This is a genomic window from Amycolatopsis sp. NPDC043885 (assembly GCF_056435685.1).
Window position 1 is genome coordinate 195,787 of sequence record NZ_JBWKEA010000010.1, and the last position, 15,439, is coordinate 211,225.

Here is a 15,439-nt window from a genome sequence, read left to right on the forward strand (position 1 = left end):
CACTGTGGACGGTCAGGTCAGCACCTTGGGCGCCGACCAGGCGAGCAAACCCAGCTCCAGCACCGAGAATCCGATCAGCGCCCATGCACTCGGCAGCCAGACCAGCGCGATTCCGACGAGAAGGACGGGCAGGACCAGCCCGGCGTAGGCGGCCAGGAACAGGGCCGCGAGAACCTCGCCGCGCACCGGTGGCTCGGCGAGGGCGGCGACGGTGGCCACCGACGCGCGGAAGCCCAGCCCGACGCCGGCGCCCGCCACGAACCCGCCCGCGAGGAAGAGCCACAGCTGGGACGAGGTGACCGCGACCGGCAACGCCACCAGACCGGCCACCATCAGCCCGAGGCCGAGCCGTAGCTGGGTCTTCCTGGCCAGTCCGGCGAAGACCACCTGCGCGCCGGCGGCCGCGAGGAATACGGAGAACGACGCGAGACCAGCGAGCATCCGCGAACTCTCGTGCATGCCCTGCGCCAGCAACGTCGGCGTCAGTGCCATGAACAACCCGGTGATCGCGAAGGCTGCGAAGGCGCCGATCGCCGCGCCGAAGAAGGCAGGTCGCGCGCTCGACGGCAGTGAGACGCGCTGCGGCCGGTACGCAGGTCGCTCTTCGGCGCGCTCCACCGTCTCCGGAACCAGCGCGACGGCGATCGCGGCGGCGAGCAACAGAACCAGGAAGAACACGAACGGCGTGGTGAGCGGCTCGGCCGAATAGCTCGCGAACACGCCGCCGAACAACGGCCCGAGCGCCAGCCCGCCCATGTTGACCACGGTCGCGATCAGCCCAGCGCGGCCGTGGTCCTCGCGCGGGCGGGCGACAGCGCGCAGTTCGGACAGGTGCGCGGTGGCGGTCGCGGTCAGCGCGCCGATCCCCGCCCCGCCGACGAGCCTGGCCAGGATCAGGCCGGGAACGTCCGGCCACGCCAGGAAAAGCGTCGCGGAAAGCGCCTGGGTCAAGGTCGCGGCGAGGATCACCCGCCGCCGTCCCAGCCAGTCGCTGACATGGCCGGCGAGGTAGAGGCTGCCCATCACGCCGACCGCGTAGGCGGCGAAGACGATGGTGACGACGTAGGTCGGGAAGCCGTCACGTTGCTGGTAGAGCACGTAGAGCGGGGTGGGAACGGTGGAGAAGGCGAGTGAGGCGGCATAGGCGGCCGCGATGACCCAGAAACCGCGGCCGTGGCTGATCCGCCGGAGCGCGGGACGGGGGAGGGCGACGCTGTTCAGCATGCCTCCACTGTGAATCGCCGGATCATCCAAGTCCAACGAACAATACTGGTCACAGTTATCGGTGAATGCGATAATCCGCGACCGTGGAGACCCGTCAGCTCGAATGTTTCGTCGCCGTCGCCGAGGAACTCAGTTTCACGCGCGCGGCCCGGCGCCTGTACGCGGTGCAGTCCACCGTCTCGGCGACGATTCAGGCGCTCGAAAGCGAACTGGGCGTCAAGCTGTTCGACCGTTCGACGCGGCGGGTCGCGCTCTCTACGGCGGGCAAGGTGTTCCTTCCCGAGGCCAAGGCCGCGCTGGAGGCGCTCGAAAGGGCACGCGAGGTGGTCGCCGACGCCTCCGCCGGCCTGCGCGGCAGCCTCCGTATCGGCACTTTGACCAGCGTCGGGGACCTCGACCTGCCCGATCTGCTCGGCGCGTTCCATCGGCGGTACCCGCTGGTCGACCTGCACGTTTCGGTGTCGATCACCGGGTCCACCGGGCTGGCCGAGGACCTGCGCCATGGCAGGCTCGACATCGCCCTGCTCGGCCTGCCCGAATCCGACCTCGCCGGGCTCGACACCAAAATGCTCGGCTCGGCGCCGTTCGTCGTCGTGCTTCCCGACGCTCACCCGTTGTGCGATCGGCGGTCGCTGACCTTGGCGGACCTCGCGGACGAGTCGTTCGTGGACAATCCGCGCGGCTTCGGCAACCGGGTCGCCCTGGATCGCGCGTTCGAGGCGCTCGGGACGCCGAGACGGGTCGTCGTCGAGGTCGCCGACCTGCGCGCCGTGCCCGCCTATGTGGCGGCGGGGCTCGGTGTCGCCGTCGTTCCCGATCTTCGCCTGCTGGCAGGGGTCCGGACGATCCCGCTCGACGAACCGGGGCTCGCCTGGCCGCTGACCATCGCCACCAGGGGAGAGCGGCCGCCCGGCCGGGTCGCCCGGCTGTTGCTCGACCTGATCGACGAAGCGGAGTTCTCCCTCGTGCTCCCGGCCCGGCCCTGAGTTCAGCCCGTCAGCAACGTGCGGGTCGTCCTGGCGACCAGGTCGACGGTGCGCGGCGGTGGCGCCTCGCCGCGGTCGAGGTGCCGCCTCACCGCCGCGTAGGGAAGGTCGACGAGGGCCAGCATCAGTTCGTCGGTGCTCCGGCCGGTCAACGGGCGCAGCCGCCGCAGGACCCTGGTGATCGCCGCATCGAGGCGGCGGTTGGCGTCGTCGACGCGAGCGCGATCTTCGGTGCTCCAGTCGTCGACGCCGAGCGCTCTGTCGCCACCGTAGAGCAGCTTCCCCTCGGCGGGATGGGCTCGGCACCAGTGGACGACCTGTGCGGCCGCCTCGATGGCGGCTTCGGTGACCGGTTCCCGTTCGAGTGCTTCGAGGTAGCCCTGCTGGAAGCGGCTCACCGTGCGGAGCCAGACGGCGGCGAGCAGCGCCGGTCGTCCGGGGAAGCGGTGGTAGATCGACCCGCTCGGCGCGCCGACCTCGCGGGCGACGGCCGACATGGTCACCCCGGCGACCCCTTCGGTGGCGAAGATCCGCACGGCGGCGTCGAGGAAGTCGTCGGCGGTGTGCCGCGGTGGCCGTCCCATTTTCAGAGACTATCCTCTACTATGGTTTTAGGGGAAGATCTCTAGAACGGGGAGGCGCGATGCGCGTGTGGAACAGGCATCACCGGATCGTCGACGTGGCACAGGAGCGTGCCGGCGCGCTGATCGACACTCTGTCCACGGACGGAGACAGGCTCTGGCCCGTCGACACGTGGCCGCCGTTGCGGTTCGACCGGCCACTCGGGGTGGGGGCCGACGGCGGGCACGGACCGGTGCGGTACCACGTGGAGTCCTACGATCCCGGAAGGTCCGTGCGGTTCAGGTTCAGCGCGCCCCGCGGCTTCGACGGGTTCCACGAATTCACCCTGCGTGCGACGGAAACGGGGGAGACCGAACTCGCGCACCTCATGGTGCTGCGGCTTCGGCACCCGGCTTGGTTCACCTATCCGCTGCTGTGGCGGCCGATGCACGACGCGCTGCTGGAAGACTGTCTCGACCGTGCCGAACGTGAACTCACCGGCACGGTCGCGAAGCCCGCGCGATGGAGCCTTTACGTCCGGCTCTTGCGGAGCCTGATCTCCGGCAAGAGGCCCTTTCGCTTGAGTGCGACCAAAGTGCCGCCGACGAGCACGACGGCGATCAAGTAACCGAGCGCCAAGGACACGGCGCCGCCGTTCGCGGGTGGGAGCAGAACACCGAACACCGCGCTGACGACGGCGAGGATCCGGCGGCCGCGGTCGGTCGTCAGGCTCACGGCCAGCAGGGCGACCGTCCACAAGAGATACCAGGGCTGGACGACCGGCCCGAGGACCAGCATCGCGGCGAAGGTCAGCCCCGCGGCGTAGAGCGGGTGCAGCTTCTCACGGTAGGTGAGCCACAACAGCCTGGCGCCCACGGCGAGCCCGAGGATCGCGCCGATCAGGGAGAACACCTTGATCGCGCCGTCGGTCAGGTCGGCCTCGAAGATCTTGCCCAGCCCGCCGACGAGGAAGCCGAGTTCGTTGGTGGGGGCCATCCAGCTGTGGACCTGGCCGGAAACCCCGGACAGCACGCGCACCCAGCCGAAGCCGAGCCCGCTGCCGAGTGAGATCGCCACCGTGACGGCGGCGAATCCGGCGGGCAGCCCGAGCGCCACCGCCGCCCGGCCGGCGGGAGTGGCCCGGCGGAACAGATCGACGCCGACGAACAGCAAGCCGGCGACGGCCACGATCTTGATGTTCGCGGCGGCGCTCACCGCGATCACCCCGGCCGCGATCAGTGCGGGCCGGGCCACGCCGGTCTTCGCCGCGCCCATGAGGACGAGTTCCAGCCCGGCGACCATCAGGCCGACCATGAGCCCGTCGTTGTGGACACCCGCCACGACGTGCCACAGCACGAGCGGGTTGAGCAGCGCCAGCCACAGCGCGATCGACGGCGAGACCCCGACACGGCGGGCGAGCCGGGGGAGCGCCCACGCCATCAGCACGATTCCGATCAGCCCGAGCAGCCGGTGCAGCAGCACCGTCGGCACGAAGGCGTCCCCGGCGACGTGGGCGATCGTGCGGGCCAGCGCGACGAACGCGGGACCGTAGGGTGCGGGCGTGTCCCGCCAGTAGTGGCTGACCGCCATCGTCACCGGCGAATCGGCGCCGAGCGCCTCGGCGGGCCCCACGAGATAGGTGTCGAATCCCTTGGCCGCGATCAGGCCCTGTGCCAGATAGCTGTTGATGTCGCCGCTGAACAGCGGGCGCGCGACCAGCAGCGGCGCGCACCACGACACCGCGATCCAGTACAGCCGCCGCTCGGGCAGCCCTGCGGCGAGCCGTCCGATGCCGAGCCAGGAGAGTACGAGGGTGGCCATCCCGGCGACGCCCAGCGCCACCACCAGCACCGAGGGGAGGCCGATCCCGGACGTGACCAGCACCAGCACGGCGATTCCGAGGAAACCCGCCCAGTGCAACGCCGAGATGTTCAGCCCGGTCTTCTCCGGCGCGGGCAAGACGTTCTGCATGCGGCCAAACTACTCCAAGTGCGGAATCCGGTTCCGCCGATCGCACGGTAAACCGGCATGGACGCTTCGGGGCCGCGTCCGCCGGGTACTCCACGCCGTGGAGAGGCGGTGGTGAGCGTGAAGAAGCGCTGGGTGCGTCTCGGGGCGTTCGCGCTGGTCGGGCTCCTGATCGTCGCGGCGGCACTGCGGATCACCGGGCTGCTGCCGAAGCTCGATCCGTTCGGGACGTCCACTGTGGACCGTTCGCAACCCGCGGTGCTCCAGGCGGTCCGGGATCTGAGCCGGTATCACGCGGCGGCCGGTGACTACCAGGTCGTCGTCGACATCGAGAAGGACGTCGAGTGGGTGCCCGCGAGCATCGCCGGGGAACGTACCCTGTTCGTCGCGGCGGGCTCTGTCGACGCGTACGTCGATTTCGGCCCGCTGGTGGAGTATTCGCTGACCGTGTCCGAGGACCGGCGGTCGGTCGAGGTGCGGCTGCCCGAGCCGAAGCTCGCGAAACCCACCTTGGACCACGAACGCAGCTACGTCTTCGGTCAGGAGCGCGGCTTGATCGACCGGCTCGGCGCGCTGGTTTCCGCGCAGGACCAGCGGCCGTTCTACCTCGCCGCGGAGAAACGCATCGGTGAGGCCGCGCAACACTCCGGCCTGCTCGAACGCGCCAAGGCCAACACGAAGGTGATGCTCACGCGGCTACTGCGGGCGCTGGGCTTCCAGGTCACCTTCGCGGCGGAACCGGCCACCTGACCCCGTTCGCCCGCTTTGTCCGGTGTTTCGGCTGGTGAGCGAGGTGGTACGGCTTCCACATGAACGCAAACCCGGTGCCGGAGCGGATCGCGGAAGTCTGGGGAGAACGGACGCCCTACCGGCGTGGGGACACTTGGCCCCGCAGAACGGACTCGCATCTGGAAGCAGGTGTCGGGGAATCCGATGTGGACCGATGGGTCCAGTCGGCCTGCGTGTTGTGCAGCAACGGATGCGCGTGCGACATCGCGGTGAAGGACGGCCGGATGGTCGGTGTCCGCGGCCGCGAGACCGACCTCGTCAACCACGGCAGGATGGGTCCCAAGGGCCTCTACGGATCGTGGCAGTGGAACGGCAAGGACCGGCTGACCCGGCCGTTGATCCGTCGCGACGGTGAACTGGTGGAAGCCGGTTGGGATACCGCGATGGACCTGATCGTGCGGCGCTCCACGGAACTGCTGGACGAGGCCGGGCCGTTGTCGCACGGGTTCTACACCAGCGGCCAGCTGTTCCTGGAGGAGTACTACACGCTCGGCGTCATCGGCAAAGCCGGCCTCGGCACACCGCATATGGACGGCAACACCCGGCTGTGCACGGCGACCTCCGCCGCCGCGATGAAGGAGAGTTTCGGTTCCGACGGCCAGCCCGGGACGTACGCCGACATCGACCACTGCGACGCGCTCTTCCTGTTCGGCCACAACATGGCCGAGACGCAGACGGTGTTGTGGAGCCGTGTCCTCGACCGGCTCGCCGGGCCGGAGCCGCCCGTGGTCGTCGTGGTCGATCCGAGGCGGACGAAGGTCGCCGAGGCGGCGGTGGAATCCGGTGGTCTCCACCTCGCCCCACTGCCCGGCACCAACCAGGCACTGATGAACGGCCTGGTCCGCGAGCTGATCGTGAACGAACGGGTCGACGAGGACTACGTTTCCGCGCACACCCTCGGTTTCCCCGAACTCGAAAAGACCGTCGAGCCGTACACCCCCGGTCACGTCGGCGAGATCTGCGGGATCGACCCGGACGCGCTGGTGCGGGCCGCGAAGATCTTCGGCACGGCCGAGCGGGTGCTGTCGACCGTGCTGCAGGGCTTCTATCAGTCGCATCAGGCGACGGCGGCGGCCTGCCAGGTCAACAACCTGCATCTGCTGCGGGGGATGATCGGCAGGCCGGGCGGCGGCGTGCTGCAGATGAACGGCCAGCCCACCGCGCAGAACACGCGCGAATGCGGCGCCGACGGCGACCTTCCCGGGTTCCGCAACTGGGAGAATCCCGGGCACGTCCGGCAGCTGGCCGAGCTGTGGAACGTCGATCCGATGACCATCCCGCACTGGTCGCCGCCGACGCACGCCATGCAGATCTGGCGGTACGCGGAGCAGGGTTCGATCCGGTTCCTCTGGATCTCGGCCACCAATCCGGCCGTCTCCATGCCGGAATTGCCGCGTATCCGGGAGATCCTCGGCAAGGAGGATCTGTTCGTCGTGGTGCAGGACGGTTTCCGGACCGAGACGGCCGAGTTCGCCGACGTCGTGCTCCCCGCCGCGCTCTGGGGCGAGAAACAGGGGACCTTCACCAACGCCAACCGGACGGTGCACCTTTCGGAGAAGGCGGTCGACCCGCCCGGGGAGGCCCGCGCCGATCTGGACATCTTCCTCGACTACGCGCGGCGGATGGACTTCCGCGATCGTGACGGCGACCCGCTGATCGGCTGGCGGACCCCGAGGAGGCCTTCCGCGCCTGGCAGGAGTGCAGCCGGGGCCGGTTGTGCGACTACAGCGGGCTGTCGTACGGCAAACTCCGCGGCGGCAGCGGGATCCAATGGCCTTGCGACCAAGAGCACCCGGACGGGACCGAACGGCTCTACGCGGACGGCGTGTTCACCACGAAGACGGACGCGTGCGAGGACTACGGCCACGACCTGCTCACCGGCGGGACGGTATCGGCTCGGGAACACAAAGCCTCGCGCCCGGACGGGCGCGCTTTCCTCAAGGCCGCCGAATACACGCCTCCGCCGGAGGAACCCGGCCAGCGATATCCGTTCGTCTGCACGACCGGGCGCACGGTGTACCACTTCCACACCCGCACCAAGACCGGACGCGCCCCGAAACTCCGGCGGGCCGCACCGGAGCCCTGGGCGGAACTCGCCGCGGCCGACGCCGCCGTACTCGGGGTCACGGACGGAGATCTCGTCCGGGTCGAGTCGGCGAGGGGCGGTGTCGAGGTGCCGGCGCGGATCGGCCGGGTCCGTCCCGGCGTCGTGTTCCTGCCGTTCCACTACGGCTATTGGGACACCGGCGGTGAAGATCGTCCGCGCGCCGCCAACGAGCAGACCATGACCGAATGGGATCCGGTGTCCAAACAGCCGTTGTTCAAGATCGGTGCCGTCCGCGTCCGCAAGGTGGAGGGCTGACTCATGCATCTCGCCACCTATCTGGGGCTTCTGCACAGCTCGCTGACCACGCTCGCCGACGCCTTCCGGCAGGTCGGCCGAGGCCACGGTGAGGAACCCGACGTCCGGCAGACGTGCCTGCTGCTCGCCGGGCGGATCGACCGGCAGACCGAGGCGCTCGCCCCGATCGTCGAGCGCTACGGCGAAGACCGCGAGCAGGAGCCTGAGCGGCTCCACGCCGCGGGCCTGGAAGGCACCCGCGGCGGCGGCGTCGGCCTGCTCCGGGACCTGCAAGACCTCTACGCCCTGTCTTCGTTCACCGACATCACCTGGACGGTGGTCGGTCAGGCGGCGCAGGGTCTCCGAGACCGGGAGCTGCTCGATCTGGTCGAGAATCACGAACAGGAGACCGCGCGGCAACTGACCTGGCTTCGTACGCGGATGAAGCAAAGCGCACCCCAGGCACTCATCGCCGCACACTGATTCCGCGTCCGTGCGGTGCTTACCCCGCCGGTCTTGACCGGACGGGCTCGTGCTGGTGGGCTGGCGAAGTCGACTGGGAGGCGCGATGGTGACGAAGCCGAGGGACAGCCTGACCTACAGCGAACCGATCGCGACCGGGGAGGTCACGATCGACACCGCCCCCGAGCAGGTGTACCGGCTCGTCAGCGATCCGGTCTCGATGTCGGAGTGCACCGAAGAGCTCCGCAAGGCACGCTGGATCCGCGGCGCGACCGAGGCGCGCGTCGGGAACTGGTTCGCCGGCAGCAACCGCAACGGATGGCGGCGCTGGGTGACCCACGCCGAGATCACCGAGGCCGAACCCGGCCGCCGGTTCGCCTACCGGGTGCGGACCCCGTTCTTCGTGCCGATTTCCCGGTGGGAGTACGAAATCGTCCCGGAAGGCGACGGCACCCGGCTCGCCGTGGCGAACTGGTTGCTCGTGCCGCCGTGGTTCGTCCCGTTCGCCATCCTCATCACCGGCGAGCCCGATCGGGCCGGGACCAACCGGGCCAACATCGCCGCCACGCTGGAGCGGGTGAAGGCCCGGCTCGAGGGCCGTGAGTGGCACCGCTAGCGGGTCGTGAGTGGCGATTCGGGTTCTATAGGGGGTAAGGCAAACGTGGCGTGCCGGAGTTGGCGGCAGGAGCGGGGCTCGCCGAAGGGACACCTTCCTGACTGTCCATAAGGGACTTTTTCCGCGGTGGCAGTGCCCGAGTTGAGTGATTTGTGCGGTTTGGAGAGGGGGTCGTGAGTGGCGTTTCGGGTTAGAACCCTACTTGCCACTCACGACCACGGTGACCCAGTCGGTACCGGTGCGCCGGCCTCACCCGTTCTCGAAGTTCTGCATCCCCCGGTGCTCCAGTTTGCGCATCACCGGGCCGGACAGCAGCCCGTGCACGAGCACCGAAACCGCGATCGTCAGCGCAGTGACCCGCCACAGCGAGTCGGCCATCGGGAAATCGCCGTGCCCCAGCGCGTAGGCGAGGTAGTAGAGACTGCCGATCCCGCGGATACCGAAGAACGCGATCGCCACCGCGGCCGGTCGGGTGGTGGAGTCGCCGCCGAGCAGGGCGAGGCCGCCGAACAACGGGCGGACGATGCCCACGGCCGCGACCGCCACCAGGACTTCGACGAGTTTCAGCCCGTCCAGTAGCCCGTCGCCCAGTGCGACGCCGAGACCGAGCAAGGCCAGCGCGACGAAGAGCCGTTCCAGCTGATCGCCGAATTCGTGCAGCACCTCGTGATACTCGTGCGAACGCTCGCTGGCGCGGATGGTCGCGGCCGCGGTGAACACCGCGACGAAGCCGATGCCGCCCAGCCATTCGCAGAGCGCGAAGGGGAGGAACGCGATGGCCAGCACTACCAGCCCGTCGGAGTATTCGCCCAGGCGCAGCCTGTCGTGCCGCACCCGGAACATCAGCCAGGACAGCAGACGGCCACACGCCAAGCCGACCAGTACGGCGACCGCGAGCGGGACGACGACTTCGGTCAGCAGCCAGGGAACCGGCGACGTGGTCGCCGTCCCGGCCCAGACGAGGGCCAGCAGCACGAACGGCATCGCCAGTCCGTCGTTCAGCCCGGCTTCCGAGGTCAGGGTGAACCTGATTTCGTTGTCCGAGCCCCGGCCGTCGTCGGTATGCGGGGCGGGCACCTGGACGTCGCTCGCCAGCACCGGGTCGGTCGGCGACAGCACGGCGCCCAGCAGCAGCGCGGCGGCGGGGGACAGGGCGAGCGCCCACCAGCCGAGCAGGGCGACCGCGCAGACCGACAGCGGAAGCGTGATCGCCAGCAGCCGCCAGGTCGAGTTCCACGACCGCCAGCCGAACGGCCGGTCGGATTTCAACCCCGCGCCGACCAGTGACACCAGCACGCCGAGCTCGGTGATCACTTCGACCGCGCCCACCTGCGACCGTGGGTCGAGCACCCCCTGGCCATAGGGGTGTCCGAACGGGAGCAGCCCGAAAACGAGCCCGCCGACCAGGAGGACCAATGGCATCGAAAGCGCGCGTTCGTGCAACAGGTTCGGCAGCACGGCGGCACACAGCGCCAGAACGCCTGCCCCGGCGAGCAAGATCTCCATTCGCGCGGAGTACCCGGCCTGCTCCTCCGGCAACCGGGCGGGGTTCAGCCGCCCACTTCAAGTCCTTTGTGGACTGTCAGGGTGACACCCGCGGCCAGCCGGTACGGCCGGGTGTCCACAATGGCGCCGAGCAGCCGTCGCAGCCGGGAGACCTCGGCGCGGACGGTGACGAGGTGTTCGGCGTCGCCGTAGAGCGCCCGGCTGAGCGCCTCGGCCGAAAGCCCGGACAGGCCCGCCGTGTTGAGGTGTACCAGGATCTCCGCGTGCCGGGGCGTCACCGTGCGGACCCAGCCGACGTCGCCCGACGCCATCCGCAGCATCGGCGCGTGGCCGAGTTCGAGGTCCAGCCGGACGCGGCGCGCGGTGTCGGCAGGGCGGACGAGCCAGCCTTCGGCCAGCCGTTCGGGCAGGCAGGCGCCGAGTCCCGGCACGGCGAGGATCTGTCCTTCCGCCGGCGCGGCGATCCGCGCGCCGGAGGCGACGCCGGCGGAGTGGGCCACCCAGCCGTCGTCGTCCACCAGCAGTACCGGGCCGCCGACGCCGGTCACCACCGGTTCGGCGGTCCGGCGCAACCGGTCGAGACCCTGCTGATGGTGCCGCCAGAGTTCGGATTCGACCAGGCGCCGCCCGGTCTCCACCAACGCGCCGATCGCCGGGTGCAGCGTCAGCGCGGGACCGCTGACGTCGATCACGCCGAGGAGTTCGCCGGTGCGCGGATCGTGCACCGGCGAGGCGGTGCAGTACCAGGGATGCTGGCCCTGTTCGAAGTGTTCACCGGCGAGCAGTTCCACGGGCGAGGCCTCGGCGAGCGCGGTGCCGATCGCGTTGGTGCCGACCCTGCTCTCGGTCCAGACGGCACCTTCGGTGAAGCCCAAGGTGTCGGCCCGGCGCCGTACGGCGGGCGATCCCACCCTCCAGAGGATGATCCCCTCGGCGTCTGTCACCACCAGAAGCATGTTCGCGGTGTCGGCCGTCGCGCCGACCACCTGTCCGAGGTCTTCCACCACCAGCCGCAGCGGGGAGGCGCGGCGACGCGGCCGACCTCGTCGAGCGGCACCGAATCCCGGGTGTTCACCCCGTCGGCGGCGAGCCCGAGGCTCAGCATCCGTGACCACGACCGCGACACCAGCGGCCGCGGCCGGACCCGCGGACGGCCGCCGCCGATCACGGCTTCGTGCATGCGGATCAGGTCCCGGGCGTGCATCGGCAGGTCGACGCCGGGCGGGACCGAGCTGTACAAGCTCACCGGCCACCTCCGCACCATCGCGTCGATTGACCAGCATAGGACCGCCCGCCGAGGCGCGCCAAGGAGCCGGAGGTGCAACACGCTGCAACCTTTGCCGCCGTACTCGCCCGAGGCGTGTGATCGGGGTAACAGCCGAACGCCGAAGTTCAGGAGTGGCCATGACACAGACGGTGGACCGGATCGAGGCGACGGGCTCGCCACAGGCTCGGGTGGACGCCTGGCTGAGCCGGTTCGAATCGGCCCTCGCCGCCCGCGACGTCGAAGCCGTCGCCGCGCTTTTCGCCATCGACAGTTACTGGCGTGACCTGGTCGCCTTCACCTGGACGATCAAGACGGTCGAAGGCCGTGACGAGGTGGCCGGAATGCTCGGCGCGTGCCTCGACCGGATCGACCCGTCCGGGTTTCGTACGACCGAGACGCCGACCGAAGCCGACGGCGTGACCGAAGCGTGGCTCGAATTCGAAACCGCGACCGGACGCGGGAAGGGGCACTTGAGGCTGAAGGACGAGGGCGCCTGGACGCTGCTGACGAGTTTGCGCGAGCTCAAAGGTTTCGAGGAACGTCGCAACGAGCAGCGGCCGAAGGGTGTCGAGCACGGCGTCGTACGCGGCCGGAAGTCCTGGGCCGAGAAGCGCGAGGAGGAACAGACCCGGCTCGGCTACGAGCAGCAGCCGTACGTCGTCGTCATCGGCGGCGGCCAGGGCGGGATCGCGCTCGGCGCCAGGCTGCGGCAGCTCGACGTGCCCACGCTGGTCCTGGAGCGCAACGAGCGGCCGGGCGATTCATGGCGCAAGCGGTACAAGAACCTCTGCCTGCACGACCCGGTCTGGTACGACCACCTGCCGTACCTGCCGTTCCCGGACAACTGGCCGGTGTTCGCGCCCAAGGACAAGATCGCCGACTGGCTCGAGATGTACACGCGGCTCATGGAAGTGCCGTACTGGACCGGCACCGCGGTCACCTCGGCGTCCTGGGACGAGGAACAGCGGCAGTGGCTCGTGACCGTGGTCCGCGAGGGCGAGGAACTGGTGCTCACGCCACGGCACGTCGTGTTCGCGACCGGAATGTCGGGCAAGCCGAATCTCCCGTCGTTCCCCGGGATGGACGTGTTCGAGGGCGATCAGCATCATTCGTCCCAGCACCCCGGCCCGGATTCCTACGCGGGCAAGCAGGCCGTCGTGGTCGGCTCCAACAACTCCGCGCACGACATCTGCGCGGCACTGTGGGAACACGGCGCGGACGTCACCATGGTGCAGCGGTCCTCCACGCATGTGGTGAAGTCGGATTCGTTGATGGAGCTGGGACTCGGCGACCTGTACTCGGAACGCGCGGTGCGGTCGGGGATCACCACCGACAAGGCGGACATGATCTTCGCGTCGATCCCGTACCGGATCATGCCGCAGTTCCAGATCCCGGTGTACGACGCGATCCGTGAGCGGGACAAGGACTTCTACGCGCGGCTGGAAGCGGCCGGGTTCCAGCACGACTGGGGCGACGACGGATCCGGCCTGTTCCTGAAGTACCTGCGCCGCGGCTCCGGCTACTACATCGACGTCGGCGCGTCGGAACTGGTCGCCGACGGGAAGATCAAACTGGCCCACGGGCAGGTCGACCATCTGACCCGTGACGCGGTGGTGCTGTCCGACGGCACGGAACTGAAGGCGGACCTCGTCGTCTACGCCACCGGCTACGGCTCGATGAACGGCTGGGTCGCCGACCTGGTCGGGCAGGAGACCGCGGACCTCGTCGGCAAGTGCTGGGGTCTGGGCTCCGGGACCACGAAGGACCCCGGGCCGTGGGAGGGGGAGCAGCGCAACATGTGGAAGCCCACGCAGAAGGAAGGCCTGTGGTTCCACGGCGGGAACCTGCATCAGTCGCGCCACTACTCGCTTTACCTCGCGCTGCAACTGAAAGCGCGTTACGAGGGCATCCCGACACCGGTGTACGGCCTCCAGGAGGTGCACCACAAGGCGTGAGGAGCATCGAAGCTTCGGTAACCGGGATGCCGGGCCGTCCCGGTACCGGAGGGCACCGCCTCCGGATCCCGGGCGGTAGGCGACGTCGGGCACCGTCCCCAGACCCTGGGCGGTTCCCGGCGTCGTATCCGTGTTCAGCCGATCCGGGCCGCCTTCGCGTAGCGGCGGGCCAGAACGGCGAAGGCGTCCTGGAGTTCGGGAGGCCCGACGACCTCGATGTCGGCGTCGAAGCGGCCGATACGCGCCGCGAGCCCGGCCCACGACCACGACCCCAGCAGCAGACGGCACCGATCCGGCCCGAGTTCTTCGACGACACCGTCGCGGACGTAGTGGGACACGGTGGCCGCGGGAAGGTCGAGGACGACTTCGCCGCGGCACGGCCACTCGCCGGACTCGGACGCACCACGGAAGCGGCTCGCGACGAAGGTGGCGACATCGGGGACCGGGAGTTCACGTGGTGTGAACCGCGGACCGGTCGGGGTGCGCGGGGAGATCCGGTCGGCCCGGAAGGTGCGCCAGTCCGCGCGATCCAGATCCCACGCGACGAGATACCAGCGGCCATGCCAGGTGACGAGGTGATGCGGTTCCGCCCGGCGCGGCGCGTCCGCGTAGTCGAACCGCAGGACCTCGCGGGCGTGCACGGCCGCGCCGAGCGCGAGCAGGACGTCGCCGTCGACGCGGGGGCTCGACCGGCTCGCGGGCGATTCGACGGCCGTGACCCGCAGGGTGTCGATCCGGCGCCGCAGCCGGGAGGGCATCACCTGCCGGACGGTGTGCAGTGCCCGCATCGCCGCTTCCTCGATCCCCGCGCCGCTGGTGGTGGCGATCTGGAGCGCGACGGCCAGCGCGACCGCCTGATCGTCGTCGAACAGGAGCGGCGGCAGTTCGGTCCCCGCGTCGAGCCGGTACCCGCCGTCGGGGCCTTTGATGGTCGCGATGGGGTAGCCGAGTTCGCGCAACCTGTCGACGTCGCGCCGTACGGTGCGCGGGCTGATGTCCAGCCGCTCGGCCAGTAGCGCTCCCGGCCAGTCACGGCGGGCCTGCAGCAACGACAGCATCGAGAGCAGGCGCGCGGAGGTTTTCGGCATGTTTCCATGATGCCCCGAGAAGCGGCCACAACCTGTCCTCTACCCCTGAGAGAGTCGTCATGTGCCAGAAAACGACAACTCGGAGGGCCCGATGACCGCCACCATCCTCGACGCCGAGCGCGCCGACCTGCTCGAAGCCCTCGACACCGTTCGCGCCGCCCTGACCGCCACCGTCCAGGGGCTCACGGACGAGCAGCTCGACGCGCATCCGACGATCAGCGAACTGAGCCTCGGCGGCCTGATCAAACACGTCGCTTCGATCGAGGAGATGTGGCTGCGCTTCGCGGTCGACGGCCCGTCCGCGATGACCTACGACCTGCCGGAAGGCGTCACCTGGGCCGACCTCGGCGCCGGTACCGCCCGCGAGTTCCCGCAGTGGGCGATCGACCACCGGAACAACTTCAGGATGCTGCCCGGCGACACGCTCGCGGGAATCCTCGCGCGCTACGAGCAGGTGGCCGCGCGGACGAGGGAGATCGTCTCGTCGATCCCGGATCTTTCCGCGACCCACCCGCTGCCGGAGGCGCCCTGGAACCCGCCGGGCGCGGTGCGCAGCGTGCGCCGCGTGCTGACGCACGTCATCGCCGAGACCGCGCAACACGCCGGCCACGCCGACATCCTGCGGGAGAGCATCGACGGCCAGAAGTCGACCTGACTCTCGTGGCCGGGTTTTCTT

At 69.6% G+C, this 15,439-nt stretch carries 14 protein-coding genes and 1 pseudogene; 8 read left to right on the top strand and 7 right to left on the bottom strand.

From position 1 onward, the window contains the following. Window positions 1-12 precede the first annotated feature (12 nt). Entirely contained in the window at window positions 13-1,224 is a 1,212-nt protein-coding gene (locus AC069I_RS27070) for an MFS transporter (RefSeq protein WP_478266649.1), read from the bottom strand. A gap of 83 nt (window positions 1,225-1,307) precedes the next feature. Between AC069I_RS27070 and AC069I_RS27075 the strand changes: the two genes are divergently transcribed. Further along, window positions 1,308-2,210 carry a LysR family transcriptional regulator gene (locus AC069I_RS27075; RefSeq protein ID WP_478266650.1) on the top strand — a complete coding sequence of 301 codons (903 nt, stop codon included), beginning with the start codon at window positions 1,308-1,310 and terminating at the stop codon, window positions 2,208-2,210. Window positions 2,211-2,212: 2 nt separating this feature from the next. Here the strand turns inward: AC069I_RS27075 and AC069I_RS27080 are convergent, their stop codons facing one another. Next, entirely contained in the window at window positions 2,213-2,794 is a 582-nt protein-coding gene (locus AC069I_RS27080) for a TetR/AcrR family transcriptional regulator (RefSeq protein ID WP_478266651.1), read from the bottom strand. A gap of 59 nt (window positions 2,795-2,853) precedes the next feature. Here AC069I_RS27080 and AC069I_RS27085 point away from each other — a divergent pair, with 59 nt between their 5' ends. Further along, a complete protein-coding gene (locus tag AC069I_RS27085) occupies window positions 2,854-3,399 on the top strand; it encodes an SRPBCC family protein (protein ID WP_478224738.1) in 546 nt (181 codons plus the stop codon). Here AC069I_RS27085 and mptB read toward each other — a convergent pair. Further along, on the bottom strand, window positions 3,303-4,742 hold the full coding sequence (gene mptB / locus AC069I_RS27090) for a polyprenol phosphomannose-dependent alpha 1,6 mannosyltransferase MptB (RefSeq protein WP_478266652.1): 1,440 nt from the start codon (window positions 4,740-4,742) through the stop codon (window positions 3,303-3,305). The genes AC069I_RS27085 and mptB overlap by 97 nt on opposite strands. Before the next feature lie 111 nt (window positions 4,743-4,853). Between mptB and AC069I_RS27095 the strand changes: the two genes are divergently transcribed. The 4 genes and pseudogenes from AC069I_RS27095 to AC069I_RS27110 all read left to right on the top strand — a co-directional run bounded on the left by AC069I_RS27095 (window position 4,854) and on the right by AC069I_RS27110 (window position 8,947). Further along, a complete protein-coding gene (locus AC069I_RS27095; protein ID WP_478224736.1) occupies window positions 4,854-5,489 on the top strand; it encodes a DUF4230 domain-containing protein in 636 nt (211 codons plus the stop codon). Between the two features lie 59 nt (window positions 5,490-5,548). Then, a pseudogene (locus AC069I_RS27100) lies at window positions 5,549-7,890 on the top strand (molybdopterin oxidoreductase family protein). Window positions 7,891-7,893: 3 nt separating this feature from the next. Continuing rightward, a complete protein-coding gene (locus tag AC069I_RS27105; protein ID WP_478231998.1) occupies window positions 7,894-8,352 on the top strand; it encodes a hypothetical protein in 459 nt (152 codons plus the stop codon). Between the two features lie 85 nt (window positions 8,353-8,437). Next, entirely contained in the window at window positions 8,438-8,947 is a 510-nt protein-coding gene (locus tag AC069I_RS27110) for an SRPBCC family protein (RefSeq protein WP_478224734.1), read from the top strand. A 249-nt stretch (window positions 8,948-9,196) separates the two neighbouring features. Here AC069I_RS27110 and AC069I_RS27115 read toward each other — a convergent pair whose 3' ends face one another. The 3 genes from AC069I_RS27115 to AC069I_RS27125 are packed head-to-tail and all read right to left on the bottom strand — an operon-like array spanning window position 9,197 to window position 11,699. Continuing rightward, a complete protein-coding gene (locus AC069I_RS27115) occupies window positions 9,197-10,453 on the bottom strand; it encodes a cation:proton antiporter (protein ID WP_478266653.1) in 1,257 nt (418 codons plus the stop codon). Between the two features lie 44 nt (window positions 10,454-10,497). Then, window positions 10,498-11,397, bottom strand: coding sequence for a transcriptional regulator (locus AC069I_RS27120; RefSeq protein ID WP_478266654.1), 900 nt, complete (start codon window positions 11,395-11,397; stop codon window positions 10,498-10,500). Beyond that, the gene (locus AC069I_RS27125) at window positions 11,394-11,699 is read right to left on the bottom strand and encodes a hypothetical protein (protein ID WP_478266655.1); all 306 of its coding nucleotides are present in this window, start codon (window positions 11,697-11,699) and stop codon (window positions 11,394-11,396) included. Before AC069I_RS27125 ends, AC069I_RS27120 begins: the two co-directional genes overlap by 4 nt. 158 nt (window positions 11,700-11,857) lie before the next feature. On the opposite strand from AC069I_RS27125, the gene AC069I_RS27130 reads away from it, so the two are divergent. Then, a complete protein-coding gene (locus AC069I_RS27130) occupies window positions 11,858-13,675 on the top strand; it encodes an NAD(P)-binding domain-containing protein (protein WP_478266656.1) in 1,818 nt (605 codons plus the stop codon). A 134-nt stretch (window positions 13,676-13,809) separates the two neighbouring features. Here AC069I_RS27130 and AC069I_RS27135 read toward each other — a convergent pair whose 3' ends face one another. Further along, complete coding sequence (locus AC069I_RS27135; protein ID WP_478266657.1) at window positions 13,810-14,763, bottom strand: helix-turn-helix transcriptional regulator; 954 nt, start codon at window positions 14,761-14,763, stop codon at window positions 13,810-13,812. Between the two features lie 91 nt (window positions 14,764-14,854). Here AC069I_RS27135 and AC069I_RS27140 point away from each other — a divergent pair, with 91 nt between their 5' ends. Next, entirely contained in the window at window positions 14,855-15,418 is a 564-nt protein-coding gene (locus AC069I_RS27140) for a DinB family protein (protein WP_478224729.1), read from the top strand. Window positions 15,419-15,439 lie beyond the last annotated feature (21 nt).

Excerpts from the sequence above, each read along its gene's own strand:
- AC069I_RS27070 (WP_478266649.1), bottom strand. The coding sequence starts at position 1,224 with ATGCTGAACAGCGTCGCCCTCCCCCGTCCCGCGCTCCGGCGGATCAGC.
- AC069I_RS27080 (WP_478266651.1), bottom strand. The coding sequence starts at position 2,794 with ATGGGACGGCCACCGCGGCACACCGCCGACGACTTCCTCGACGCCGCC.
- AC069I_RS27085 (WP_478224738.1), top strand. The coding sequence starts at position 2,854 with ATGCGCGTGTGGAACAGGCATCACCGGATCGTCGACGTGGCACAGGAG.
- mptB (WP_478266652.1), bottom strand. The coding sequence starts at position 4,742 with ATGCAGAACGTCTTGCCCGCGCCGGAGAAGACCGGGCTGAACATCTCG.
- AC069I_RS27105 (WP_478231998.1), top strand. The coding sequence starts at position 7,894 with ATGCATCTCGCCACCTATCTGGGGCTTCTGCACAGCTCGCTGACCACG.
- AC069I_RS27110 (WP_478224734.1), top strand. The coding sequence starts at position 8,438 with ATGGTGACGAAGCCGAGGGACAGCCTGACCTACAGCGAACCGATCGCG.
- AC069I_RS27115 (WP_478266653.1), bottom strand. The coding sequence starts at position 10,453 with ATGGAGATCTTGCTCGCCGGGGCAGGCGTTCTGGCGCTGTGTGCCGCC.
- AC069I_RS27130 (WP_478266656.1), top strand. The coding sequence starts at position 11,858 with ATGACACAGACGGTGGACCGGATCGAGGCGACGGGCTCGCCACAGGCT.
- AC069I_RS27135 (WP_478266657.1), bottom strand. The coding sequence starts at position 14,763 with ATGCCGAAAACCTCCGCGCGCCTGCTCTCGATGCTGTCGTTGCTGCAG.
- AC069I_RS27140 (WP_478224729.1), top strand. The coding sequence starts at position 14,855 with ATGACCGCCACCATCCTCGACGCCGAGCGCGCCGACCTGCTCGAAGCC.